The organism is Pantoea sp. DY-5 (assembly GCF_019795955.1).
In the GTDB taxonomy this organism is placed as follows: Bacteria; Pseudomonadota; Gammaproteobacteria; order Enterobacterales; family Enterobacteriaceae; genus Pantoea; species Pantoea leporis.
Genome location: NZ_JAIMIE010000005.1, coordinates 479,025 through 504,647 on the forward strand (window position 1 = coordinate 479,025; position 25,623 = coordinate 504,647).

Annotated in this window: 24 protein-coding genes; 15 read left to right on the forward strand and 9 right to left on the reverse strand. The window is 54.9% G+C overall.

Translation table 11 applies throughout. The annotated features are described in order from the left end of the window. Positions 1 to 12 precede the first annotated feature (12 nt). Positions 13 to 930 carry a LysR family transcriptional regulator gene (locus K5Y30_RS18320; RefSeq protein WP_222212655.1) on the forward strand — a complete coding sequence of 306 codons (918 nt, stop codon included), beginning with the start codon at positions 13 to 15 and terminating at the stop codon, positions 928 to 930. Here K5Y30_RS18320 and K5Y30_RS18325 read toward each other — a convergent pair. Beyond that, the gene (locus K5Y30_RS18325; protein ID WP_222212656.1) at positions 905 to 1,513 is read right to left on the reverse strand and encodes a TetR/AcrR family transcriptional regulator; all 609 of its coding nucleotides are present in this window, start codon (positions 1,511 to 1,513) and stop codon (positions 905 to 907) included. The two genes, K5Y30_RS18320 and K5Y30_RS18325, sit on opposite strands and share 26 nt — an antisense overlap. 129 nt (positions 1,514 to 1,642) lie before the next feature. On the opposite strand from K5Y30_RS18325, the gene K5Y30_RS18330 reads away from it, so the two are divergent. Continuing rightward, on the forward strand, positions 1,643 to 2,035 hold the full coding sequence (locus K5Y30_RS18330) for a RidA family protein (protein WP_222212657.1): 393 nt from the start codon (positions 1,643 to 1,645) through the stop codon (positions 2,033 to 2,035). Between the two features lie 108 nt (positions 2,036 to 2,143). Here K5Y30_RS18330 and K5Y30_RS18335 read toward each other — a convergent pair whose 3' ends face one another. The 4 genes from K5Y30_RS18335 to K5Y30_RS18350 form a co-directional block, all read right to left on the reverse strand. Beyond that, positions 2,144 to 3,610: an aspartate aminotransferase family protein gene (locus tag K5Y30_RS18335; RefSeq protein ID WP_222212659.1), complete on the reverse strand. Its 1,467-nt coding sequence runs from the start codon at positions 3,608 to 3,610 to the stop codon at positions 2,144 to 2,146. Positions 3,611 to 3,622: 12 nt separating this feature from the next. Continuing rightward, positions 3,623 to 5,008, reverse strand: a complete 1,386-nt coding sequence (locus tag K5Y30_RS18340) for a diaminobutyrate--2-oxoglutarate transaminase (RefSeq protein ID WP_110866938.1) — start codon at positions 5,006 to 5,008, stop codon at positions 3,623 to 3,625. A gap of 206 nt (positions 5,009 to 5,214) precedes the next feature. Continuing rightward, entirely contained in the window at positions 5,215 to 5,982 is a 768-nt protein-coding gene (locus K5Y30_RS18345) for an A24 family peptidase (RefSeq protein ID WP_101761452.1), read from the reverse strand. Positions 5,983 to 6,120: 138 nt separating this feature from the next. After that, positions 6,121 to 6,330, reverse strand: a complete 210-nt coding sequence (locus K5Y30_RS18350) for a hypothetical protein (RefSeq protein WP_101761453.1) — start codon at positions 6,328 to 6,330, stop codon at positions 6,121 to 6,123. Between the two features lie 243 nt (positions 6,331 to 6,573). Here K5Y30_RS18350 and arnB point away from each other — a divergent pair, with 243 nt between their 5' ends. The 7 genes from arnB to arnF are packed head-to-tail and all read left to right on the forward strand — an operon-like array spanning position 6,574 to position 13,913. Further along, positions 6,574 to 7,710: a UDP-4-amino-4-deoxy-L-arabinose aminotransferase gene (gene arnB, locus K5Y30_RS18355; RefSeq protein WP_222212661.1), complete on the forward strand. Its 1,137-nt coding sequence runs from the start codon at positions 6,574 to 6,576 to the stop codon at positions 7,708 to 7,710. Between the two features lies 1 nt (position 7,711). Then, complete coding sequence (gene arnC, locus K5Y30_RS18360) at positions 7,712 to 8,698, forward strand: undecaprenyl-phosphate 4-deoxy-4-formamido-L-arabinose transferase (RefSeq protein WP_222212663.1); 987 nt, start codon at positions 7,712 to 7,714, stop codon at positions 8,696 to 8,698. Then, positions 8,695 to 10,674: a bifunctional UDP-4-amino-4-deoxy-L-arabinose formyltransferase/UDP-glucuronic acid oxidase ArnA gene (gene arnA, locus K5Y30_RS18365; protein WP_222212664.1), complete on the forward strand. Its 1,980-nt coding sequence runs from the start codon at positions 8,695 to 8,697 to the stop codon at positions 10,672 to 10,674. Before arnC ends, arnA begins: the two co-directional genes overlap by 4 nt. Then, entirely contained in the window at positions 10,671 to 11,555 is an 885-nt protein-coding gene (gene arnD, locus K5Y30_RS18370) for a 4-deoxy-4-formamido-L-arabinose-phosphoundecaprenol deformylase (RefSeq protein ID WP_222212667.1), read from the forward strand. Before arnA ends, arnD begins: the two co-directional genes overlap by 4 nt. A gap of 17 nt (positions 11,556 to 11,572) precedes the next feature. Further along, positions 11,573 to 13,234: a lipid IV(A) 4-amino-4-deoxy-L-arabinosyltransferase gene (gene arnT / locus K5Y30_RS18375; RefSeq protein WP_222212669.1), complete on the forward strand. Its 1,662-nt coding sequence runs from the start codon at positions 11,573 to 11,575 to the stop codon at positions 13,232 to 13,234. After that, positions 13,231 to 13,551, forward strand: coding sequence for a 4-amino-4-deoxy-L-arabinose-phosphoundecaprenol flippase subunit ArnE (arnE, locus tag K5Y30_RS18380; RefSeq protein ID WP_222212670.1), 321 nt, complete (start codon positions 13,231 to 13,233; stop codon positions 13,549 to 13,551). The genes arnT and arnE overlap by 4 nt, the downstream gene beginning before the upstream one ends. Then, entirely contained in the window at positions 13,548 to 13,913 is a 366-nt protein-coding gene (arnF, locus tag K5Y30_RS18385; protein ID WP_222212671.1) for a 4-amino-4-deoxy-L-arabinose-phosphoundecaprenol flippase subunit ArnF, read from the forward strand. Before arnE ends, arnF begins: the two co-directional genes overlap by 4 nt. A gap of 67 nt (positions 13,914 to 13,980) precedes the next feature. Here arnF and K5Y30_RS18390 read toward each other — a convergent pair whose 3' ends face one another. Beyond that, on the reverse strand, positions 13,981 to 15,138 hold the full coding sequence (locus tag K5Y30_RS18390; RefSeq protein WP_222212672.1) for an alpha-hydroxy acid oxidase: 1,158 nt from the start codon (positions 15,136 to 15,138) through the stop codon (positions 13,981 to 13,983). A gap of 343 nt (positions 15,139 to 15,481) precedes the next feature. On the opposite strand from K5Y30_RS18390, the gene K5Y30_RS18395 reads away from it, so the two are divergent. The 4 genes from K5Y30_RS18395 to K5Y30_RS18410 all read left to right on the forward strand — a co-directional run bounded on the left by K5Y30_RS18395 (position 15,482) and on the right by K5Y30_RS18410 (position 20,241). Then, positions 15,482 to 16,918 carry a sugar porter family MFS transporter gene (locus K5Y30_RS18395; protein ID WP_222183240.1) on the forward strand — a complete coding sequence of 479 codons (1,437 nt, stop codon included), beginning with the start codon at positions 15,482 to 15,484 and terminating at the stop codon, positions 16,916 to 16,918. Between the two features lie 131 nt (positions 16,919 to 17,049). Beyond that, on the forward strand, positions 17,050 to 17,871 hold the full coding sequence (locus K5Y30_RS18400) for a TIM barrel protein (protein WP_222183241.1): 822 nt from the start codon (positions 17,050 to 17,052) through the stop codon (positions 17,869 to 17,871). Positions 17,872 to 17,882: 11 nt separating this feature from the next. Further along, positions 17,883 to 18,893: a Gfo/Idh/MocA family protein gene (locus K5Y30_RS18405; RefSeq protein WP_222212673.1), complete on the forward strand. Its 1,011-nt coding sequence runs from the start codon at positions 17,883 to 17,885 to the stop codon at positions 18,891 to 18,893. Positions 18,894 to 19,020: 127 nt separating this feature from the next. Next, complete coding sequence (locus tag K5Y30_RS18410; RefSeq protein WP_222212674.1) at positions 19,021 to 20,241, forward strand: aromatic amino acid transporter; 1,221 nt, start codon at positions 19,021 to 19,023, stop codon at positions 20,239 to 20,241. Positions 20,242 to 20,280: 39 nt separating this feature from the next. Here K5Y30_RS18410 and otnK read toward each other — a convergent pair whose 3' ends face one another. Together otnK and K5Y30_RS18420 are read right to left on the reverse strand one after the other, a co-directional pair. After that, positions 20,281 to 21,561 carry a 3-oxo-tetronate kinase gene (gene otnK / locus K5Y30_RS18415; protein ID WP_222212675.1) on the reverse strand — a complete coding sequence of 427 codons (1,281 nt, stop codon included), beginning with the start codon at positions 21,559 to 21,561 and terminating at the stop codon, positions 20,281 to 20,283. Next, the gene (locus K5Y30_RS18420; protein WP_222212676.1) at positions 21,555 to 22,220 is read right to left on the reverse strand and encodes an aspartate/glutamate racemase family protein; all 666 of its coding nucleotides are present in this window, start codon (positions 22,218 to 22,220) and stop codon (positions 21,555 to 21,557) included. Before K5Y30_RS18420 ends, otnK begins: the two co-directional genes overlap by 7 nt. A 205-nt stretch (positions 22,221 to 22,425) precedes the next feature. Between K5Y30_RS18420 and K5Y30_RS18425 the strand changes: the two genes are divergently transcribed. Both K5Y30_RS18425 and K5Y30_RS18430 read left to right on the forward strand, forming a co-directional pair. Then, positions 22,426 to 23,673, forward strand: coding sequence for an alpha-hydroxy acid oxidase (locus K5Y30_RS18425; protein WP_222212677.1), 1,248 nt, complete (start codon positions 22,426 to 22,428; stop codon positions 23,671 to 23,673). Positions 23,674 to 23,675: 2 nt separating this feature from the next. Then, on the forward strand, positions 23,676 to 24,365 hold the full coding sequence (locus tag K5Y30_RS18430; RefSeq protein WP_222212678.1) for a substrate-binding domain-containing protein: 690 nt from the start codon (positions 23,676 to 23,678) through the stop codon (positions 24,363 to 24,365). On the opposite strand, the gene K5Y30_RS18435 is transcribed toward K5Y30_RS18430, so the two are convergent. Beyond that, positions 24,362 to 25,396: a LacI family DNA-binding transcriptional regulator gene (locus K5Y30_RS18435; protein WP_222183252.1), complete on the reverse strand. Its 1,035-nt coding sequence runs from the start codon at positions 25,394 to 25,396 to the stop codon at positions 24,362 to 24,364. The two genes, K5Y30_RS18430 and K5Y30_RS18435, sit on opposite strands and share 4 nt — an antisense overlap. Positions 25,397 to 25,623: the final 227 nt, after the last annotated feature.

The window sequence follows — 25,623 nt, forward strand, 5'->3', positions numbered from 1 at the left end:
AGGTAGCGAACAATGGCATTGGATATCGCCTTGTTGCACGCGGTGGTGGCGGTGGCCAAAGCGGGCGGGTTTCGCGAGGCGGCGCGCATCACCGGCAGTAATCCGTCGCGCTTGAGCGATGCGGTGCGGCGCGCCGAAGAACAGCTTGGCGTGCGGCTGTTTAATCGCACCACGCGCACCGTGACATTAACTGAAGCCGGCAGGGCGCTGATGTCGCGCCTGCTACCGGCAATGAACGAAGTGGATGCGGCGCTGGATGCGCTGAATACGTTCCGCGATACGCCGGGCGGCACTTTGCGCTTAAACGTGCCGGTGAGTGCCGCGCGCATCGTGTTACCGGCGATTGTGCCGGGATTTCTGCAGCGCTATCCGGATATCCAGCTGGAAGTGGTGGCGGAAAGTAATGTGCAGGATGTGTTCCGCGATAGCTGTGATGCCGGCATTCGTTACGACGATCATCTGGAGCAGGATATGGTGGCGCTGCCGATCGGTCCGCGCACCCAGCGCTTTGCGTTAGCGGCGTCACCCGCGTATCTGGCGCAGTTCGGTACGCCGCAGCATCCGCGTGACTTAGTGCAGCATCGCTGTTTACACGGACGCTATGCGACCGGCGTGATTGCCGAATGGGAATTCACCTACGGCGAGGAAACCGTGCGTTTGCAGCCGAAAGGGCCGCTGATTTGCAGTATCGGCGCGGCGATGGACTTGACGGTGGAAGCGGCGATCGCCGGCTGCGGCGTGGTTTATCTGTTTGAGGATTGGATCAAACCGGCGCTGAGTAATGGCAGCCTGCAGCCGATTCTGCCGGATTGGTGGCAAAGCTTCTCCGGCCTTTGGCTCTATTACAACGATCGTCGGTTGATCCCGGCGCCGCTGCAGGCGTTTCTGGATTATGTGCGCGAACTTAATGCGCAGACGATAGCGGGTTAACCAACAACCCAGACATCAGCAAACGGAAAGCGTCCACAGCGCGTGGCAAAGCTGCGATCGGCTCGTCAGATGCCGCTATCCACAGCGCAGCATTCAGCGCTGCACCATTGATCAGTTGCGCGGCGGCTTCAGTATCCACCGGTTTCACCGTACCTTCTTCAATGAGTATTGCCAGCATATCTGCAGTCGTACGCAGGCATGCTGTTTGATTTGGCCACTGCGAGGGATCGCCTAACACCGCTGGGCCATCCAGCAGCATGATGCGCTGTACTTCTGGCTCGAGAGACATCTCAATATAGGTTATGGCTTCGGCGAGAAAAGCATGCCATTTAGAGGTGAATTGCTGTCCTGCAGCATGCATTTGGTCGAGTATCTCTGCATCAATTTGCTCAATAACGGCCCGCAATAACCCTTTTTTATCGCCAAAATTATGATAAAGCGCACCCCGTGTAAGACCTACTGCTGCGGTTAAATCATCCATTGATGCTGCGTTATAACCTTTCTCCGCAAAAGCACGTCGTGCCGCTTCGATCAGTTTGCCTCGTGTCTCTTCCACCTGTTCTGCTCGCCGTCTGGCTGCCATATCTTCCTCACAAATTGGTATTGACATACGTTACGTATGTTATCCATATTAATACATACGCAGCGTATGTTAAAGCGCTTCCGGTCTAGCTAACCGGGTTACACCTTATTTCCCATCAGGAGAGAAATTATGAGCAAACGCGACGCTGTATTTCCAGCAGGAAGACAATCTTTGTATGAGATAAACAGCTATTCGGCAGCGATACGTTCTGGTGATTTACTATTTGTTTCCGGGCAGGTCGGCAGCCGAGAGGACGGTTCTGCAGAGCCGAATTTTGTGCTCCAGGTTAATCTTGCGTTCGAGAATCTACAAGCGGTGCTGGAAGCGGCGGGATGTACGCTAGATGACGTGGTGGATGTCACCTCGTTTCATACCGATCCGGAAAATCAGTTTTCCACAGTGAATGAGGTGCGATTGCGCTATTTTGGCGAGCCACCGTATCCAAACTGGACGGCAGTAGGCGTTAACTGGCTGGCAGGATTTGATTTTGAAATCAAAGTCATTGCGCGCATCCCACAATAATTACGGATCAAGCCTTTGTAAGGTCGTCATTCATGACGACCACCCGTAAAAGCCAATAAAAAAGCCGATAACCGTTGCCAGTTATCGGCTTTATCACATCACAGGTAATTATGCGTTCAGCAGCTGATTCGCCGTTTTCTCAACCAGCGCCAGCAGGACTTTAACATCCTCCAGCGTTACGGTTGGGTTCAGCAAGGTCAGCTTCAGGCAGGTTACGCCCTGATTCTCGGTCACACCCACGTTGGCGCGGCCAGAATCCAGCAGCGCATCGCCGATACGCTGGTTGAACAGGGCAATCTGAGCGGTATCGGTCAGTTGCTCTGGACGATAGCGGAACAGCACGCTAGCCAGCTGAGGCTGCATCACCAGCTCGAGGCGTGGTTCAGAGGTGACATATTTCGCCACTTCCTGCGCCAGCGTGACACCGTGATCGATGATCGCCGCGTACTGTTTCTGACCCAGCGCTTCCAGGCCCATCCACAGTTTTAACGCATCGAAACGACGCGTGGTCTGCAGGGATTTGGATACCAGATTCGGCACGCCGGCCTCTTCGTCAAACTCAGAGTTCAGGTAAGCCGCCTGATAGCGCATCAGCTCGTAATGACGCTCATCTTTCAGCAGAAACGCACCGCAGCTGATGGTCTGGAAGTACTGTTTGTGGAAGTCCAAAGTGACAGAATCCACCAGCTCCAGGCCATCGAGGTAGTCGCGATACTTCTCGGACAGCAGCAGTGCGCCGCCCCAGGCTGCATCAACGTGTACCCAGATGTTGCGCTCGGCAGCAATGCCGGCAATTTCACGCAGCGGATCGATAGCACCGGCATCGGTGGTACCGGCGGTCGCCACGATCGCCAGGATCTGTTCGCCGTTAGCGTCGGCCTGCGCCAGTTTGGCTTTAAGGTCTGACACGTCCATACGGGCGAACTCATCAGACTTCACCTGCACCACAGACTGATAGCCGTGTCCAAGCAGCGCCATGTTCTTCTGTACGGAGAAGTGCGCGTTTTCAGAGCACAGCACTTTGATCTTACGCAGATCGCCAGTGATACCGTGCTGCTGCACCGAGTGGCCCTGGCGCTGATAGAAGGCATCGCGTGCCAGCATCAGACCCATCAGGTTGCTCTGGGTGCCGCCGCTGGTGAACACACCTGCGTCGCCAGCCGGATAACCCACTTGCGCACGCAGCCATTCGATCAGTTTGATCTCAATGATGGTGGCGGAAGGGCTCTGATCCCACGAATCCATACTCTGGTTGGTGGCGTTGATCAGTACTTCTGCCGCCTGGCTTACCACCAGACTCGGGCAGTGCAGATGCGCTACACATTGTGGGTGATGCACTGAAAGACTGTCTTTCAGGAAATATTCAATCGCGCGCTCAATCGCGGCCTGGTTACCCAGGCCGTTTGGATTGAAGTCGAGCGTAATACGCTCGCGCAGTTCGGCAACAGTTTTGCCTTGATACATCTCAGGCTGTTGCAGCCATTGCACAACCGCGGCGCTGCTCTGGGCAATCGCCTGCTGGTACGCCTCAATGCTCTGTGCAGAGGCGGCCAGAATCGGGTTTACTTCAGACATTTACTCTTCCAATCAAACAGGTTTGACGCCAGCGCCAATCAGCGCCTGCTCAAATTTATCCAGGAAAATCGCCAGCTCATCGTTGGTGATCAGCAGTGAAGGCAGCAGACGCAGAACTGCGCCATGACGGCCACCGCGCTCCAGAATCAGACCTGCTTCGAAGCACTTCTTCTGCAGCAGCGCAGAGAGTTCGCCGTCAGCCGGGAAGCTGCCCATGTGATCGGCCGCTTCGTTCGGTTTAACGATCTCAATACCGATCATCATGCCGAGACCACGAACGTGACCAATTACCGGGAAGCGTTTCTGCATCGCAGCCAGCTGCTGTTTCAGCCATTCACCCTGCGCGGCCACTTTGCCTGCAATATCCTGCTCTTTGAGGATTTTCAGCGTGGTCAGGCCGGTAGCCATCGCCAGCTGGTTGCCACGGAAGGTGCCGGTGTGATGACCCGGTGACCAAACGTCGAACTGCTTTTTGATGCCCAGCACAGCCAGTGGCAGACCGCCACCCACAGCTTTAGACATCACGATGATGTCTGGCTCGATGCCGGCGTGTTCGAAGGCGAAGAATTTGCCGGTACGGGCAAAGCCAGCCTGAACTTCGTCGAGGATCAACAGAATGCCGTGTTCCTGCGTCACTTTACGGATGCGCTGCAGCCACTCAGCGGGTGCTGGGTTCACGCCGCCTTCGCCCTGAACGGCTTCGAGGATTACCGCAGCAGGCTTACGCACGCCGCTTTCCACGTCGTTGATCAGGTTGTCGAAGTAATAGGTCAGCGCTTTCACGCCAGCTTCACCACCGATACCCAGCGGGCAACGATACTGATGCGGATAAGGCATGAACTGCACTTCTGGCATCATGCCATCAACCGCTTCTTTCGGTGCCAGGTTACCGGTGACGGACAGCGCGCCGTGAGTCATACCGTGATAACCGCCAGAGAAGCTGATCACGCCGCTACGGCCAGTGGCTTTCTTAGCCAGTTTCAGCGCGGCTTCAACCGCATCGGCACCAGAAGGGCCGGTGAACTGCAGGCAATAATCTTTACCCTGGCCTGGCAGCAGCGAGAGCAGAGACTCAGAGAACTGATCTTTCAGTGGAGTAGTCAGATCAAGAGTATGTAACGGCAAGCCGCTGGTAATGACATTTTGAATGCTCTGGAGAACATCAGGATGGTTGTGACCCAGTGCCAGCGTCCCTGCGCCAGCCAGACAGTCAAGATATTGTTTATTCTCAACATCTGTGATCCACACGCCATGGGCTTTAGCGATAGCTAAAGGCAGTTTGCGCGGGTAACTCCTAACGTTAGATTCAAACTCAGCCTGACGGGCTAAGAATGCGTCGTTATTTCCGTTGAATGCATTGGCACCAAAACTATCAATACGGACTTTATCCGTCATCATATCTCTCCTTCAACCGGGGCACGTAAGGCTCGCCAATTGACTAATTGAACAAAAAAGTAACAGCTGTGAAAAAACGCGGCCAATATAGAGCCTTTTGACCTACATCACAATGATTAATTTTGTTTAGATTTGTTTACTCTTTCCATATATGAATCAGAGCGTTGGCCAGAAATTGGCCACTTAATTTCGCACCGCAGTTGGGGTGGTTAAAAAATAATCGAATGAATAAAGAGACTTATAGCCGCTAAGGCGATCCACGGACCAAAGGCGATGACGTGATTGAGCTCGCGCTGCCCGCTAACTCTGGAAATCAAAACACATAAAATAGCGCCGCCCGAAGCCAATAAAAGCACCCAGGGTAAAAGCGACCAGCCCAACCAGGCGCCGATTGCCGCCAGCAGTTTTGCATCGCCCATCCCTAATCCCTCAATCCCTCTAATCCATTGATATAAAATTGATAGCGCCCACAACAAGCAATATCCCGCTATGGATCCCCATACCGCTTCTTGTAATGAGCCGGGTAGCCATCCCATCGCTTTAAACAGCAGCGCAATCCACAGCAAGGGCAGCGTAATCACATCCGGTAAAAGCAGATGTTCGAGGTCAATAAAGGCTAATACCGTTAACGCCCAGAACAATATGAGCGCGCCCAGCAATTGCATATTGACTGGCATCAGCCAGATAAGCAGCAGCGTCAGAAGCGCGGTAATTATCTCCACCTGTGGATAACGCCCGCTGATTTTACAATGGCAATAACGGCATTTACCGCGTAACAGTAACCAACTTATGAGCGGAATGTTGTCGCGCCAGCGCAGCGCGGTGGTGCATTGGTGGCAGTGAGAGGGCGGACAACACACATTTAGCGGAGTGTTCGGGTGCACTATTTGCAATGGCAACCGCGAGATCACCACGTTAAGAAAGCTGCCTACGGCCAATCCTAATAGGCCACTAATTAAGCCATATACGTATTCCATTACTCATACCTCGCGCCATCCAGGCTTGTCGTTGCCAGGACTTTACGCCGAAGCGAGGATAGGTGCGAGAGGTAAAAGGGCGTTACAGCGGCATACATCGGGATTGCAGAGCGGGCTCCAGAAATGGAGAGGAGAAGATTAAGCTTGCTGCTTGAACAGCTGAATCGCTTCCTGCACATTGCTGGTATTCAATGACATTACGCGGTCGTTATTAAGGAACACATCGTAGTGGCCGGCGTTATAGCGGAACACATATAGATCGCCGCGATAGCGCAATCCTTTGGTTTTGACCCCAATATGGTGGCGGCGCAGCGCTGCCTGAGAAAGTCTGTCAGTAGCCGTACTCATCGCATTATCCTCCAGACGTTATAAGACATATCCTGACTTAGTATAGGGTCAAAACCTTAATTTAACCTTAAGAAGTGTGCTGGTTCATGATGATAAACCGGCAAATTTGACCCTTCCTCTACCAATCCTCAACGTGTCAGAAAAAGCCGACTTAGTACCCTTCTCATTTAATGTTGCGTTAAGTTAACCCGCGTATTTTGGAATAAATGGCCGTTAAATAGTGCTTAATTCCAAGGTAACATAATGAATTTTCTACCATTCTCACGGCCCTCGTTGGGTGAAGAAGAGTTAGCCGCCGTTAAATCGGTGTTTGAGTCGGGTTGGATCACCACCGGCCCGAAAAATGCCGAACTGGAAGAGGCTTTTTGCCAGCTCACTGGCAATCAGCATGCGATTGCTGTCAGCTCCGCCACGGCGGGGATGCACGTCACGCTGCTGGCGCTGGGCATCCAGCCCGGCGATGAGGTGATCACGCCTTCGCTAACCTGGGTTTCCACCATCAACATCATCACGCTGCTGGGTGCGACGCCGGTGATGATCGATATCGATCGCGACACCTTGATGGTAACGCCGGAGCTGATTGAAGCGGCGATCACGCCGCGTACGCGCGCCATCATTCCGGTGCATTACGCTGGCGCGCCCGCCGATATAGATGCCATTCGCGCTATTGGTGAGCGCCATGGCATTCCGGTGATTGAAGATGCGGCGCACGCCGCAGGCTGTTATTACAAAGAAAAGCACGTTGGCCAGCAGGGCACGGCGATCTTCTCCTTCCACGCCATCAAAAACATGACCTGCGCCGAAGGTGGCTTGATTGTCACCGATGATGCGGCGTTGGCCGACCGCATGCGCAGTCTGAAATTCCACGGACTCGGCGTCGATGCGTACGATCGCCACACGCACGGCCGCAAGCCGCAGGCCGAAGTGATCATGCCGGGTTTCAAATACAACCTGCCAGATATCAGCGCAGCAATTGCTTTGGTGCAGCTGAAAAAGTTGCCCGCCATCAATCAGCGCCGCGCGGCGATTGCGCAGCGCTATCTCACGGAACTGGCGAATACGCCGTTTCTGCCGCTGGCGCAGCCAAAATGGGCGCATCAGCACGCGTGGCATCTGTTCATTATTCGCGTTGATGAGGCGCAATGCGGCATCAGCCGTGATGCGCTGATGGAAACCTTGAAAGCGCAGGATATCGGCACCGGGCTGCATTTCCGTGCCGCGCACACCCACAAATATTACCGCGAACGCTATCCGCAGCTCTCACTGCCGCACACCGAATGGAATAGCGATCGCATCTGCTCAATCCCGTTGTTCCCTGATATGCGCGATGAAGATGTCACGCGCGTGATTAGCGCATTACGTCATATCGCTGGAGTTTGACATGCTGGAAGAAAAAGCCATTCGCAAAGTCTCCGTGGTGATCCCGGTGTACAACGAAGAGGAGAGCCTGCCGGAACTGGTGCGTCGTACTGATGCGGCCTGTGCGGGATTAAATCTGGCGTACGAGATTCTGCTGGTCGATGACGGCAGCAGCGATCGCTCAGGCGAGATGATTGCCGATGCCGCCGATATGCCGGGCAGCCATGTGGTTGGCGTATTGCTGAACCGTAATTACGGCCAGCACTCAGCGATCATGGCGGGCTTTAGCCACGTCAGCGGCGATTTAATCATCACGCTGGATGCCGACCTGCAAAACCCGCCGGAAGAGATCCCGAACCTGGTGAAAGCGGCTAAGCAGGGCTATGACGTGGTGGGCACCGTGCGTCAAAACCGCCAGGACAGCTGGTTTCGCCGTCGCGCCTCACGCACCATCAATCATCTGATTCAGCGCGTCACTGGCAAAGCGATGGGCGATTACGGCTGCATGCTGCGCGCTTATCGCCGCCATATCGTCGATGCGATGCTGAACTGCCACGAACGCAGCACTTTTATTCCGATCCTCGCTAACACCTTTGCGCGCCGCACCATTGAGCTGCCGGTGGCGCACGCCGAGCGCGAATTTGGCGATTCGAAGTACAGCTTTATGCGGCTGATTAACCTGATGTATGACCTGGTCACTTGCCTGACCACCACGCCGCTGCGCTTGCTGAGCATCGTCGGCAGCCTGATTGCGCTGGCCGGTTTTGCCTTCTCGCTGATTCTGATTGTGCTGCGTCTGTACCTCGGCGCGGCATGGGCCGGTGATGGCGTGTTCCTGCTGTTCGCGGTGCTGTTTATTTTTGTCGGCGCGCAGTTCATCGGTATGGGATTACTCGGCGAATACATCGGCCGCATTTACAACGACGTACGCGCCCGTCCGCGCTACTTCATCCAACGTGTGATTCACCCACAGCAAAACGCCTCATCTGTACAGGAAATTGAGCAATGAAAACTGTCGTCTTCGCCTACGCCGAAATGGGCTGTGCGGGTATTTCTGCACTTCTGAACGCTGGCTATGAAATCAGCGCTATTTTCACCCACTCAGACACAGGAACTGAGAGCCACTTTTTCGACTCCGTTGCGCGTTTAGCCGCTGAGCAGGGCATTCCGGTCTATGCGCCGGAGGATGTCAATCATCCGCTGTGGGTCGATCGCATTAAAACCTTGGCGCCAGATTACATCTTCTCCTTCTATTACCGCGCTTTGTTGAACGACAGCATTCTCGGCAGTGCGCGTCTCGGGGCCTTTAACCTGCACGGTTCCCTGCTGCCCAAATATCGTGGCCGCGCGCCGCTGAATTGGGTGCTGGTCAATGGCGAAACCGAAACCGGCGTTACGCTGCACCGCATGGTGAAACGCGCCGATGCCGGTGAAATCGTGGCGCAACAGCGCGTGGCGATTGACGAGCAGGACAACGCGTTAACGCTGCATCGCAAGCTGGTTGCCTGTGCAACGCAGGTGCTGGAAGGCGCATTACCGGCGGTGAAACGCGGCGATATCGTTACCACACCACAAAATGAGCGAGAAGCCACGGTTGTGTGGCGCCGCACGCCAGAAGATGGTCGCATTAAATGGGAACAACCGGCGCAGACGGTCAATAATCTGGTGCGCGCGGTGACCTATCCGTGGCCCGGCGCGTTCGCCTATGCCGGAACGGTGAAATTCGTGGTGTGGAAAAGTCGCGTACACAGCACTGAACATCAGGCCAAACCGGGTACCGTGCTTTCTGTTGAGCCATTCCTGATCGCCTGCGCTGAAGGCGCGCTGGAAGTGGTGACCGGTCAAAGCGATAACGGCGTGTTTATGAACGGCAGCCAGCTGGCGCAAAACCTCGGTATGGTGAAGGGCGCCTTGCTCTATTCTCAGCCAGTGGCGGCGGTGAAACGACGCACGCGCGTGCTGATTCTCGGCGTGAACGGTTTTATCGGTAACCACCTCACCGAGCGTCTGCTGCAGGATGATAACTTCGAAGTCTACGGTTTAGACATCGGTTCTGACGCCATCAGCCGTTTTCTCGATCAGCCGCGCTTCCACTTTGTCGAAGGCGACATCAGCATTCACTCAGAATGGATCGAGTATCACATTAAGAAGTGCGATGTGGTGCTGCCGCTGGTCGCTATCGCTACACCGATTGAGTACACCCGCAATCCGCTGCGCGTGTTTGAACTCGATTTTGAAGAGAATCTCAAAATCATTCGTGACTGCGTGAAGTACAAAAAGCGCATCATTTTCCCATCGACTTCCGAAGTGTACGGCATGTGTACCGATCAGCATTTCGATGAGGATCACTCCAATCTGGTAGTGGGGCCGATCAATAAACAGCGCTGGATCTATTCGGTTTCTAAACAGCTGCTGGACCGCGTAATTTGGGCTTACGGTGAGAAAGAAGGGCTGCGCTTTACCTTGTTCCGTCCGTTTAACTGGATGGGACCGCGCCTTGATAATCTGAATGCCGCGCGTATCGGCAGTTCTCGTGCTATCACGCAGCTGATCCTCAATCTGGTGGAAGGCTCACCAATTAAGCTGATTGATGGCGGTGCACAGAAGCGCTGCTTCACCGATATTCGCGACGGCATTGAAGCGCTGTTCCGTATCATCGAAAACAAACAGAACAACTGCGACGGCCAGATCGTCAACATCGGTAACCCCGATAACGAAGCCAGCATCAAAGAGTTGGCCGAGCGTCTGCTGGCGAGTTTCGAACGTCACCCGCTGCGCAGCAACTTCCCGCCGTTTGCCGGCTTCCGTGAAGTGGAGAGCAGCAGCTATTACGGCAAAGGTTATCAGGACGTGGAACACCGTAAGCCGTCGATCAAAAACGCGCGTCGTCTGCTGGACTGGACACCAACCGTAGAGATGGATACCACCATCGATAACACGCTGGACTTCTTCCTGCGCACCGTAGAGCTACAGGATAAACCATGAAGAAAGTCGGTTTGCGTGTCGATGTCGATACCTGGCGCGGCACCCAACTTGGCGTGCCCGCGTTACTGGAGCAATTCAGTTTGCATCAGCTGCAGGCCAGTTTTTTCTTCAGCGTTGGGCCGGACAATATGGGGCGCCACTTGTGGCGCCTGTTAAAACCGCGTTTCCTGTGGAAAATGCTGCGGTCGCGCGCCGCATCACTCTACGGCTGGGATATTTTGCTGGCCGGCACCGCCTGGCCGGGACGTGAGATTGGTCGCGGTCTGGAGGAGATCATCAGCGCCACCGCCGATCATCATGAAGTCGGTTTGCATGCGTGGGATCACTTTGCCTGGCAAACCTGGGCGGGCGTGTGGCCGCAAGAGAAACTGGTTGAGCAAATTGCGCGCGGTAAACAGGCGCTGGAAGCGATCATCGGTGACAATGTCACCTGTTCAGCGGTGGCGGGCTGGCGCGCTGATGGCCGCGTGGTGGCTGCCAAGCAGCAGTTTGGTTTCAGCTACAACAGTGATTGTCGCGGCAGCGGTCCATTTATACCGATTCTCAGTGATGGCAGCCCCGGCACGGTACAAATCCCGGTGACCTTGCCGACCTGGGATGAAGTGGTTGGGCAATCGGTGAGCGCGGAAGGTTTTAATGACTTCATCCTCAAGCAGATCCATACCGCAAGCGGTTCGCCGGTTTACACCATTCATGCCGAAGTGGAAGGGATTGTCGGGCTTGAGGCGTTCGCCGATCTGCTGAGGCGTGCGGAGCAGCAAGACATTCAGTTCTGTCCGCTCAGCGCCTTGTTACCCGACGATCTCACTACGCTGCCACAGGGCAATATCGTACGCGGGCATATTCCCGGACGTGAAGGCTGGCTAGGCTGCCAGCGTTAATTTTACAGGAACCACGGATGCGTACAGGCACTAAAACCGCGTTACTTATCGCGCTCTTCGCGCTGTTTTACCTGATGCCAATTGAGTTCCGCGCCTTATGGCAGCCGGACGAAACCCGCTATGCCGAAATCAGCCGGGAAATGCTGTTTAGCGGCAATTGGGTGGTGCCGCATTTCTTCGATCTGCGCTACTTCGAGAAACCGATTGCCGGTTATTGGGTCAATAACCTCGGCCAGTTGCTGTTTGGTCACACCAACTTTGGCGTGCGCGCCGGTTCGATATTCAGCACCACGTTGAGCGCGGTATTGCTTTATTGGCTCGGCATGCAGATGTTCGCCAGCCGTAAAATCGCGCTGAGCGGCAGCATTATTTTTCTCACCTCGTTGCTGGTGTACGGCGTCGGCACTTACGCGGTGCTCGATCCGATCCTGATGCTGTGGCTGGTCGCGGCGATGTGCAGTTACTGGCTGGCGTCGCAGGCCAGCAGCACGCGGCAACGATTGATCGGATATGTGTTGCTGGGTGCGGCCTGCGCGATGGGCTTTATGACCAAAGGTTTCCTCGCGCTGGCGGTGCCAGTATTGGCGATTCTGCCGTGGGCCATCTGGCAACGTCGCTTTGGTGAATTGCTGCGTTGGGGGCCGCTGACGATGTTGGTCGCTGCGCTGCTCAGCACGCCGTGGGCGCTGGCGATTCATCAGCAGGAAGGCGATTTCTGGCATTACTTCTTCTGGGTCGAGCATATACAGCGTTTCGCCGAGTCGGACGCGCAGCACAAAGCGCCATTCTGGTATTACATTCCGGTGCTGTTGGCAGGCTGTTTGCCGTGGCTGGCGCTGCTGCCGGGATCGCTGGTTGGTGCGTGGCGTCAGCGCAGCCAGCAAGCGGGTTCGATTTATCTGTTGAGCTGGGTGCTGTTACCGCTGCTGTTTTTCAGCATCGCTAAAGGCAAACTGCCGACCTACATTTTACCGTGCTTCGCGCCGCTGGCCTTGCTGATGGCGCATTACGCGCACAGCGCTTCGTCAAAGGTGGTTACAGCGCTAAAGGTGAATGGTTGGATCAATCTGCTGTTCGGTTTGGTCATCACCATTGTGGTTTTAGTGGTGCTGGCACCCTGGGGCGTTGCGCATCGTCCGGTTTATAGCGGCGATGAAGGGATGGGCGTGCTCTGTGCGGCGCTCTCCTTTATAGGTTGGGCCGTGATGGGCTGGCTGAGCCGCAAGCCGGAGAAGGGTCGCTGGCAGTTAGCCGCGCTCTGTCCGCTGGCGCTGGCGTTACTGGTGGGTTTTGCCATTCCTGATAAGGTGCGCGATGCCAAGCAGCCACAAAGTTTTGTTAGCGCGGTACACGATCAGCTGGCGGATAGCCGTTATCTGCTGGCAAACAATCCTGGCGTGGCATCGGCGGTGGCCTGGGAACTACAGCGCAGCGACATCAATTTCTACGATGCCAAAGGCGAATTGCAATATGGCCTGAGTTATCCAGATGCAAAGTCACATTATATTAATGCAGATAACTTTGCCGACTGGCTGCGTATCCATCGTCGGCTGGGCAAGGTTTCGCTGGTTTTGATGCTGAATGCCAGCGACAGCACGCCGGATAAAAACCTGCCGGAACCGGATGATGTCTATCGTCAGGGCCGCCTGGTTTACTACGGCTATGATGCTAAACCATGAATCTGCTGCTGATTTTACTGGTGAGCGTGCTGAGCTGTGCCGCCCAGCTATGTCAGAAGCAGGCGGCCCATCTCGGTATCAAAAAGGGGGTTTTTTGGCTAATGCTCAGCATCCTGCTGCTCGGTATCGGCATGCTGCTGTGGCTGGCGGTATTGCGCGTGGTGCCGGTGAGCGTGGCGTATCCGATGCTGAGTCTTAACTTTGTGTTGGTGGCGGTCGCCGCGCGGCTGATCTGGCGCGAAACTTACAGCGTGCAGCAGTGGATTGGCACGCTGGCGATTGTTGCTGGCGTGGCGCTGATGGGAAGTCATCTATGAAAGGCGTGATGCTAGCGCTGTGCAGCGTGTTGCTGGTATCGCTGGCGCAGCTGGTGCTGCGGGTGGCGATGCTAAATTTTCCGTCGTTAAGCGAAGTGCTCACTGTGCAGCACTGGAAAGCGCTGCTGCTGTTGGCTTTAGGTCTCGGCGCGTATGCGCTGTCGATGCTGTGCTGGATGCTGGCGCTGCGTCATCTGCCGCTTAATCGGCTCTATCCGCTGCTCAGTTTGAGTTATGTATTGGTGTGGCTGGCCGCGATTTCCTTGCCGATGTTGGGCGAAACCTTCCGCTGGAGCAGCTTTGCTGGCGTGTTGCTGATTGTGTTTGGCTTGCTGCTGATTTCGCTGCCGCGCCGCAGGTGAATATTCGTCACGGCATGGCCTGTCTGTGAGGTCGCCATTAATGGCGACCCTACGGAAAACGAATAGGTTAATAGATCAACCGCAAATGCCTTTCCCCTAAATCCGCCAGCGACGCCGCGCCTAACATGCCTAAATCGCGGCTCACTTCGCTGGTAATCAAATCAATGGCTAAATTGACACCCGCCAAACCGCCCACCGCACAAGCATAATTAAAAGGCCGCCCGACAAAACAGGCTTGCGCGCCCAGCGCGATGGCTTTAATGGCGTCGGTGCCGCGGCGAATCCCGCTATCAAACATCACCGTCATTTCACCGGCCGCTTCGACGATTTCCGGCAGCACATACAACGGTGGGATCACCGTATCCAGCTGTCGCCCGCCGTGATTGGAGACCACAATGCCGTCGATGCCGATGGCTTTACAGCGCAGCGCATCTTTGCGGCTGAGAATGCCTTTAATCACCATCGCGCCGGGCCAGCGCGCGCGGATATGCTCGATATGCTGCCAGGTTAAGTGGCTGCGGCCGCTGAAATCCCGCACCGCGTTTTTCGAAAACAGCGGCGCGCCACGTTGCGCATTATTGTTCTCAAAATAGGGCATGCCGCTTTTCAGCAGTGTTTTAAATAAAGTTCCAGTTAACCAGCGCGGATGCGTAATGCCTTGCCACGCCAGACGCAGGCTGGGACGGAACGGCGTGGCAAATCCGGCGCGCACGTTGTTTTCCCGATTGGCTTTAACCGGCGTATCCACGGTGATCACCAGCACCGGGATGGCGGCACGCTTGACGCGATCGATCAGCGCATCAATCTCTTCCAGCGTTTTCGGCAGATACGCCTGGAACCACATATCAGGATTCACCTGCACCACATCCTCCAGCCGCGTCAGCGAGGAGCCGCTCATGATAAACGGCACCTTCTTCTCCTTGGCCGCGCGGGCCAGCGTGCAATCTCCGTCAAAACCGGTTAACGCCGAGATGCCCATCGGCGCGATGCCAACCGGCGCCGCGTAGCGCTGCCCAAACAGCTCAACCCCAATGCTGCGCTGCGACACATCAACCATGTTTTCCGGGATCAGGCTGTAGCGCGCGTAGGACGCCAGCGTGTTGCGCAGCGCGATATTGTCCTCGACGCCGCCAGAGACATAGGCGAACAGCGGATGCGGCAGATGACGTTGTGCGTACTTCTCGAAGTCGTTCAGGGATAGGCAACGCGACTGCATATTGCGCATGAAGGTGATGATCCAGTTGGCGAGTCGGCAGGGGAAAAGCAAAGAAATCAATGCTATTGCACTAATGGGATTTTACAAATCTATTGTTCGGCAATGTTAATGCGAGATTTGCATATAGACGGTCGCCATAAATGGCGACCTTTCTAATTACCTTGATGAATCCTGCCTAAATAAAATCTTCCGCTGATGAAATTCCATCAAAATAAAAACACCAAAATGCTTGAACTCACATTTTGGAAAGCAAATTTCAAATAAAAATTAACATGAAATAAAAATGCCGCTAGCGTGAGCGTTCTGTTTTGTTCTGCCGTATTTCCTTAATTGTTTTTCACCAGGAGGTATTATGGAAAGAGAACTTTATATATCCACCAACACCGCTTCCGGCCCCAATAGCACCACGCGCACCGAGCCATTTGTTAAAATTATTGCGCTGGTCGCCACGCTGGGTGGATTACTATTCGGCTACGATACCGGCGTAGTCTCGGGCGCTTTACTCTTTATGCGTGACGATCTGCAACTCACGCCTTTTACCACCGGATTAGTCACCAGCTCACTGCTGTTTGGCGCTGCTTTTGGCGCGCTGCTCGCTGGTCATTTCGCAGACGCGCTGGGACGCCGCAAGATTATCATTTCTCTGGCCTTTATTTTTGCCCTTGGCGCTATCGGTTCGGCATTTGCGCCGGATGTCATCTCAATGATCGCTTCGCGTCTATTCCTTGGCATCGCCGTCGGTGGCGCAGCGGCCACGGTGCCGGTGTATATCGCGGAAATCGCTCCTGCGAACAAGCGCGGTCAACTGGTCACATTGCAGGAGCTGATGATTGTTTCAGGTCAGCTGCTGGCGTACGTTTCCAACGCCACTTTCAACGAAATCTGGGGCGGAGAGCACACCTGGCGCTGGATGATCGCCATCTCAACTGTACCCGCGGTTTTACTTTGGTTTGGCATGATCTTTATGCCCGAAAGCCCGCGCTGGCACGTGATGCGCGGTAATAACAACGAAGCGCGCAAAGTGCTGGAGAAAACCCGCGCGGCGGATGACGTCGATTGGGAGCTGGAAGAGATCGAAGAAACCATCGAAGAGAACCGGCAACAGGGCAAAGGCCGCTTGCGCGATCTGCGAACGCCGTGGCTACGCAAAGTGTTCTTGCTCGGCATCGGCATTGCAGCAATTCAGCAGTTGACCGGCGTCAACACCATTATGTATTACGCGCCGACCATGCTGACGGCAACAGGCTTGAGTAACGATGCCGCGCTGTTCGCCACCATCGCTAACGGCGTAATTTCGGTGCTGATGACGCTGGTCGGTATCTGGATGATCGGCAAAATCGGCCGTCGTCCGCTGGTGTTGGTTGGACAGATGGGCTGTACTGCGTGCCTGTTCTTTATCGCGGCGGTGTGCTTCTTCATGCCGGAATATCACTCGGCAGGCGACGTCAATCTGCTGCGCGCCTATCTGGTGCTGGCGGGTATGTTGATGTTTCTGTGTTTCCAGCAAGGCGCGCTGTCGCCGGTTACCTGGCTATTACTTTCTGAGATATTCCCGGCGCGTATGCGCGGCATTTGCATGGGCGGCGCGGTGTTTGCGCTGTGGATAGCGAACTTCGCCATTTCGATGGCGTTTCCGCTGCTGCTGGCGGCGTTTGGCCTGGCCGGAGCCTTCTTAACCTTTGCCGTGATTGGTATTGGGGGATCGATGTTCGTGTTGCGCACCATCCCGGAAACCAAAGGACGCAGCCTGGAACAGGTCGAGCACTATTTCCATGAGTTGTATAAATGATGTTGCATTGATGTAAATCAATCAAGGTTCTGGCAGAGCAGCAAAACAACATCGCTTACTATCGCAAGATATCGACGCGCCATAACAAAACAGAAGCTAATAAATATTACTCTTTCAGGATAGAACACACCATGACCTACAAAATAAGCCATGACCGACTCTGCGTTAATCGTAAAATCGCGCCTAATCTTAGTCTCGAGCGTTTTTTCTCGCTGGTTGAAAAGCTGGGGTTAAATAAAGTCGAAATCCGCAATGATATGAAAAGTGGTAGCGTGACCGATAATTTAACAGGCGAAGAAGTTCGCCATCTCGCGACTCAGCATGCTTTTACCATTGAAACTATTAATGCGGTTTATCCGTTTAACCAATTAAGCGATGACGTGCTGGAGAAAACGCGCGCTTTATTAAAAGACGCGCGTGCCACCGGTGCGAAAGCGTTAGTCCTTTGCCCACTGAATGACGGCACCGTTATTTCCCAGCAGCAAACCGTCGATGCGTTAAAAACGCTGGCGCCACTGTTTGCCGAATATGGCATTGCCGGTCTGGTGGAGCCGCTCGGTTTCCCGCAAAGCTCGCTGCGTTCTGCCGCGCTGGCACAACAGCTGATCAAGCAAGCCGGCGCGCCGTTCAAAATCGTACTGGATACCTTTCACCATCATTTGTACGAAGGCGCTGAACAAGACTTTGCCGGCGGCGTCGACGTCAACAACATCGGGCTGGTGCATCTGTCCGGCGTGACTGACGCACGTCCAACGCATCAGTTAACCGACGAAGAGCGCATCATGCTGAGCGCCGACGATCTGCTGAAATCGAAACAGCAAGTGCAGCGTCTGGAAGAGATGGGCTATCGCGGCATCTACGCTTTCGAACCGTTTTCATCGGTGATGGATAACTGGAGCGAAGAACAAATTGCTCATGAAATCCAATCCAGCATTGCTTATCTGAATAACTAAGGAACACTTCCATGACGCTCAATATCGGTGTAATTGGCACTGGCGCGATCGGTCGCGAACACATTCGTCGTTGTAGCCAGGTGCTGCAACATTCGCGCGTAGTGGCGCTGAATGACATCAACCGCAGTAATTGCGAGCAGATCATCCGCGATCTCGGCATTCAGGCGGAGATTTACGACAACGCACATGATCTAATTAACGCGCCAGAGGTGCAGGCGATTCTGGTCACCTCGTGGGGCCCAACCCATGAAGAGTTTGTGCTGGCAGCGATCAAAGCCGGCAAGGCGGTGTTCTGCGAAAAGCCGCTGGCGGTCACCGCGCAGGGTTGTATGAACATCGTGGAAGCGGAAATCGCCGCCGGTAAGAAGCTAGTGCAGGTCGGCTTTATGCGTCCTTACGACGCGGGCTACCGCGCGCTGAAGGCGGTGATTGATAACGGTGACATCGGCGAACCGCTGATGCTGCATTGCGCACATCGCAACCCCGAAGTCGGCGATTCCTACACTACTGATATGGCGATCACCGATACGCTGATTCATGAGCTCGATGTGCTGCGCTGGTTGCTGAAAGATGATTACGTCAGTGCGCAGGTGATCTACCCGCGCTCAACCAGTAAAGCCGCTTCGCATCTGAAAGATCCGCAAATCGTGCTGCTGGAAACCGCCAAAGGCGTGCGCATCGACGTCGAAATCTTCGTTAACTGCGCTTACGGCTACGATATTCAGTGTGAAGTGGTCGGCGAAAGCGGCATTGCGCGCCTGCCTGAACCGATGTCGGTACAGACGCGCAGCGCGGCCAAACTCTCCACCAGCATTCTTACCGACTGGAAAAAGCGTTTCATCGATGCCTATGACGTGGAGTTGCAGGACTTCATCAATAACGTGTTATCGGGTGAAATGACCGGCCCGTCTGCGTGGGATGGCTTCGCTGCGGCGGTTGCTGCCGATGCCTGTGTTGCGGCGCAAAAATCCGGAGACATCGTACCGGTCACTATGCCAGCGAAACCGGCGTTTTATAACTAAGTTGCTTTCCCATTCTTAAACGCGCGTCAGGTTTAACTGGCGCGCATTTTATCGCGTATCACACTCTCTTCTCAGCGTTTTCCCGTGTATCATCGCCGCCTTTAAGATGTTTTGTAGGGAATAAGTGATGACGGAGATGACATTGTCCCGCCGCCAGCCTTCCGTATGGTGGGGCGCGATGATTATTTGCGGCACCGTGGTGGGCGCAGGGATGTTTACGCTGCCGGTGGTGATGGCGGGCGCGTGGTTTGGCTGGGCGATGATGTTACTGCTGATCAGCTGGGGCGGCATGTTGCTGTCCGGCTTGTTGTTTATGCGCGTCAGCCTCACGTATCCGCCGGGCGCGGGTTACGACACTTTAACCAAAAATTTGCTTGGACGCGGCTGGGCGGCGCTGAACGGCCTCAGCATCTTATTCGTCCTTGGCATCCTGACATACGCCTACATTTCAGCCAGCGGCCCGGTCTATCAGCACTCAATCAGTCAGTTGGGATTACCCATCTCAACTGCAGAAGCCAAGGTGTTACTGACGCTGTGCGTCGCCGTCGTCGTTTGGCTCGGTACGACGGGCGTCAGCCGTTTGATGACCTTCTGCGTGCTGGCGAAAATTCTGCTGTTGATCGTGCTGTTTGGCGGCCTTCTGACGCAGGTGAACGTGCCGTCGTTACTGAGCGGACCCGCAGCCGGTGAACGTTACTGGCCTTATGCACTCGGCGTGCTGCCGTTTTGTCTCGCTTCGTTTGGTTACCACGGCAACATCACCGGTCTGGTGAGTTATTACGGCGGTAATAAGCAAAACACCACGCGCGCTTTGGTGTTGGGAACGCTGCTGTCGCTGGCGTTGTATCTGTTTTGGCTGACCAGCACCATGGGAAATCTACCGCGTGCCGCGTTTCCTGAGATTGTGAAGCAGGGCGGCGACATCGCTGCGCTGATGGCGGCGCTGCGTGCGCATCTGCACGTCAATGCGCTGGCGCTGATGATGTCGATCTTCTCGCATTTCGCCGTGATTGCCTCATTCCTTGGCGTCACCGCCGGTCTGTTTGATTTCATCGCCGATCGTCTGGGATTCGGGAATTCATCCGTCGCACGCCTGAAAACCGCCAGCCTGACTTTCCTGCCGCCGTTACTTGCCTCGATTTGGTGGCCGAATGGCTTTGTCGCCGCGATTGGTTTTGCCGGACTGTTTGCTACCTTGTGGGCGGTGATCATCCCCGCACTGCTGGCATGGAAATCTCAGCAACGCTGTTCGCTGGCGGTGGCTTTTCTGTTGGTGTTTGGCGCGATGAATATATTAGCCTGGCTGTTGAGCTGGTTTGGGGTGTTGCCGGAATTTGGTGGCCGATAAGAGAGAAAAGGACAACGTCGTGCAGACGTTGTCTTCGATTTAATGCGTAGAACCGGCTAACACGTTAAGAGCATGCGAGAAGAAGTCGCGCCGACCAAAATTCCCCGATTTAAGCGCCAGCGCCAGCGGCCGCTCGCCCTGAGCAAACAGGGCGGGCACGCCAGGATCGATTTCACTTCCAACCTGCAGCGAATCTAAATTCAACGCGCTGACTACCGCGCCCGAGGTTTCTCCGCCGCCAACCACTAAACGCTGAATACCCGCTTCAAGCACCAGCTTGCGTGCCGTATCGCCAAATAGCCGATCAAGGCGTTGCGAGATGTTGTGTTGGCCAAACTGCTGCTGTGCTTGCTTCACCGTTGCCGGATCGCCTGAGGAATAGATCAGCGGGCAACGGTCCTGATGGGTGAGGATGAAATCCACGAGATCGTCAGCATCAATACGTTCCGCCATCACATCCTCAATCTCAATGGCCAGTACCGCATGCTGTTTTTGGTGTTCCTCTATTTGTCCGCGCGTCGCACCTGAACAACTGCCAACTAAAATGGCGCTGGAACCTTTAATGGCAGGAAACTCACTGTTATTACCTTGTGCTTTACCGGCGCTGATAAAGTTGTGCGGCAGGGCAAGCGCGATGCCCGATCCACCACTGATCAGCTTCTCATCCGCAGCGGCGATGCCAATCAGCGTTAAATCGTGATCGCTGAGGGCATCCACCACCACCAATTGCGTTTCCTCATCTGTTTGGTCTTGCAGTATCTCGCGCAGTGCTTCACTGCCTCGCTTCACTTGCTGCCAGCCAATGTGGCTGACGCGCGTTTTGGCCTGGCGCGCCAGCAAACGGCGGATATCCGCATCCTTCATTGGCGTTAGAGGATGATGCTCCATGCCAGATTCATTCAGCGGACGGTCGTGCACAAACAAATTGCCCTGATAAAGCGTACGGCCCATCTCGGGAAACGCCGGGCAGACAATCACATTGCGCGCCGCTAATCGCTGAGCCAGCGCGTCGAGTACCGGACCAATATTGCCGGCATCAGTCGAGTCGAAGGTCGAGCAATATTTAAACACGATCTGCGCACAGCCTTGCTGCAACAGCCATTCACAGGCAGCCAGCGATTGTTGAACGGCTTCCTGCGCTGGCAGAGAGCGTGATTTCAAAGCAACAACGCCAGCTTCCACCTTTTCCTCGGCAGGCTGTTGCGGTACGCCAAGATACTGTGTCGTGTGCAATCCGCCTTCGCCCAGCAATCCTTTCGACAGCGTGACGGCGATATCGCTGGCACCGGTAAAATCATCAGCGATGACCCCAATCAGCATGATGAGCCTCCAATCGCTAACTGCATTTTTTTCACCGCGGCATGCGGTGCCGTTAACACCGGAATCGAGACTTTCTCACGCACGGCATCGGCGGCGCGCGAGGTGGAGAAGTGCGCCAGCATAATTACATCGCAGTGACTCAACTGCGGCGCGAACTCTGCGACCAGACGATTATGGCTGGCGACATCGCCTTTACGTAGCAGGTCGATGGCATCCGGAACCAGCACGGTTTCCAGCGTCGCGGATGAGCCAATTTGTTCGGCATAGTGATAAAACTCATCGCACATCGTCACTAATGACGGGCCAAAGGTCGCCAGCATGCCGATGCGTTCGCCTTGCTGCAGTGCAGCCTCGAACATCGCTTCATTCGGTTTCAGCACCGGCACCGGCAAAGCCGCAGAGAGTTCATCAATTGCCGGGCCAAAAGCTGAGCAGGTCACCAGAATACCTTGCGCATTCATCGCATAACCGTAGCGGCCAAAAGCAACAAAGCGATCAATCAACAGGCGCGAAAGCTGTTCCTCTTTAGCGCGATCCAGCGTCAAACCATCATCCAGCAAATTCACCACTTCAGCCTCTGGCCAAAGATCGTTAAAGGCTTCCTGAATAGGGGACATCGCCACCGGCGTGGCATGCAGTAAAACTATGCGTTGGCTCATCATTTTCTCCGACACCAGCGATACACAAGTGAATTACAGCACACCATACCTGAGGCAAAATGAAAATGTAAGGGCTTACATTTGTCTTGATAAGGTGATGCTCGTCACATAAAAAAACTGCGTATCTGTCAGGATAGAAATGAATGCATTCATCGGAATGTCTATTTTGAAATCGCTTACTTTTAGCTAACCCTGAGAACGCACTATGACCATTCGTGGAGAAACCACCGCTATTAACGTTAACGTAACACCCGAAGCGCAGGTGCGCCCTGCGAATACGGTGCCACGCCATTTTCGTGATTTGCTGGCGCTGGAAGATTTTGAACGCCATGCGCGTAAGCGGTTGCCGAATATGATTTATCAGTATGTGAAAGGCGGCGTGGAAACCGGCAGAGGGCTTGCTGCCGCGCATGAGGCTTATCAGCAATATGTCTTTGTGCCGCGTATGTTCCGCGATGTTTCGGGCCGGGATCAGCGGGTGAATTTGTTGGGCCATGATTGGGCGCATCCCTTCGGTGTGGCTCCGCTTGGTGGGGCGTCGTTTGTCAGCTATCGCGCGGACTTAATGCTGGCGAAAGCCGCACGGGCCATGAATGTGCCGATGATCCTGAGCGCCTCATCGCTGATTCCGCTGGAAGAGGTGATCGCCGCTAATCCGGACGCCTGGTTTCAGGCCTATCTGGCGGGCGATCAACCGCGCATCGATCGATTAGTCGATCGCGTTGAACACGCAGGCTATAAAACGCTGGTGGTGACCGGTGATACGCCGATGCTGGGTAATCGTGAACACAATACCCGCAGCGGCTTCAGCATGCCGATAAAAATCACGCCGAAAGTGATGTGGCAAAGCGCCATGAGTCCGCGCTGGCTGCTGGGCACGGTGGCGCAAACCTTCCTGCGTCATGGTGCGCCGCACTTCGAAAATACCGATGCTGAACGCGGCCCGCCGATGATGTCGAGCAAAGTGCGTAACACCAATGCACGCGACAAACTGAGCTGGAAGCACGTTGAAGCGATCCGTAAAAAATGGAAAGGCAATCTGGTGATTAAAGGGCTGATGTCGCCGGATGATGCCTTCATCTCGCGTGATCTTGGTGCCGATGCGGTGATTCTCTCCAACCACGGTGGCCGTCAGCTGGATCACACGGTGCCACCGCTGCATACGCTCGCTGAAATCGCGGCGGCGAAGGGCAATATGAAGGTAATTATTGATAGCGGCATCCGTCGTGGCACCGATGTGATGAAAGCGATGGCGCTGGGCGCGGACTTCGTGTTTCTTGGTCGTCCATTCCTGTATGGCGCGGTGATTGGCGCTCAGGCGGGCGTTGAACATGCCATGCATATCCTGCGGGATGAAATCGATCGTGATTTAGCGCTGATCGGCGTTACACGGCCTGAGCAACTTAATGCTGCGCTGCTGCGTCGCGCTCCCTTTTTCGCACGCGAGGATTAATCATGGCGTTAACGATTTATAGCGCGCTCGCACTGAGCGCGCCGTTTAACATGCTGGTTGCCCAATGGCAGTCGCAACATCCCGATATACCGCTGGCGATACGCTGGCATCCCAGTGCCATCATCGAAAAAGAGCTCAACGCCGGCGCCGAAGCGGATGTGGTGATCGCTACGGTTGAGACGCTGGACCGCCTGACACAATCGGGTTTGGCGGATGCGGGCACACGTATTGAACTGGTCGATTCTCCCATCGGAATTGCGGTGCGAGCGGGCGCTGCACAGCCTGATATCAGCAATCGCGAAACGTTGATTCAGATATTGTTAGCCGCGCGTTCGGTGGCCTGGTCAGAAGCCGGAGCCAGCGGTGTCTGGTTCTCGCAATTGTTGAAACAACTCAACATTGATACGGAACTGCGCGCGCGTGGCACGGTGATTCCTGCTGGTTTCACCGCCGAGCAACTGGTGCAGGGCAATGCTGACCTGGCAGTACAGCAGATCAGCGAATTGCTGATGGTGGAGGGCATTGATGTTGTTGGACCGCTGCCAGCGGGTACGCAGCAGGCGATTTCGCTCTCGGCTGCGGTGTTAAGCCGCGCCCAACAACCGGAACGGGCGCAGGCATTCCTTAGCTGGCTGAAAACGCCGTCAGTCACGGACGTGTTCAACCGTTTCGGCATGGACAGGCGCGATTAGCGTTCCTGACGGGGCACCGAGCCGCTGCTGCCGCGGACAATCAACTCGGTACTTATATGCGTCTGCATCTGTGCAGGTAAGTTATTCAGCGTATTTAATAAATAGTGCGCCGCGTGTTCACCAATCGACGCTAAATCCACGCGCATGGTGGTCAGCGGATGCTCAAGATGCTCGGCGTATTCATAGTCGTTGAAGCCTACGATGGAGATATCATTCGGAATGCGCAGATAACGCTCGCTCGCCGCGCGCATAGCACCAAACGCCAACAGATCGTTACCGCAGATGATGGCGGTGGGCGGCTGCGGCGCATCGAGTAAACGAAACACCGCTCTACGCGCATCATTCATGGTGAAAGCGTTATCAATTAAATGTGTATTCGGCAGCGTCAATCCATACTGCTGCAGGGCGCGGCGCGTACCGTTCAGACGTTCTGAAATACGATCGTTCGAAGGCGGCGTGCCGACAATCACCGCAAAACGCTGATGGCCTAATCCCAGCAAATGCTGCGCCAGGGTTTCAGCCGCACCCTCGCTGTCATAACCGACACAAGGTCTTTCGCTGTCTTGCGAAAAGGTCTGCACGCAGGCGATATCCTGCTGAATGATGCGCTCCCACAGTTTTGGATGATGGGTATTGCCCACCAGCATCAAACCATCGATACCGTATTCAATCAGCTTATTGACTTCTTTCAGCTCGGTTTCCGGATCGAAATTGGAGTTGGCCAATAGCAGCGTGTAGCCGGCTTCATGAATCAGTTGCTGAAACGCCGCCAGCGGACGCGAAAAGGTTTCTGTCGCCAGCGTGGGGACCACCGCGCCAATTGTCATGCTGCGGCGTGAGGCGAGGGTGCGCGCGGCGCGGTTAATCACATATCCCAACTCTTCGCAGGCCTTTTCCACCGCTTCACGGCGTGACGCTTTGACCGTGGTGCTGCCGTTCAATACGCGTGAAACCGTCGCCGTTGAAACGCCAGAGAGACGCGCAACATCATCCAGTGATACGCGGCCAGATCCATTTTGCTTCTCACTCATCAAGTCACTCCTGCAGAAAGAGTGAGCTTGCCCACAAAAATTGCAGACAACTCACAATCAATTTTGAAAGCGCTTACTTTTGGCTTGACTGAATTTTGTAATCGCTTACTTTTGACATCATGTTATCAGTTTGGGTGTGCCTGCTCACGTTTTTTTAACAGGTTCGCGAACTGTCACCCCCAAATTTAACCCCAACGCGGGCTGCAGCCGCCCTACGGCTGCAGAAC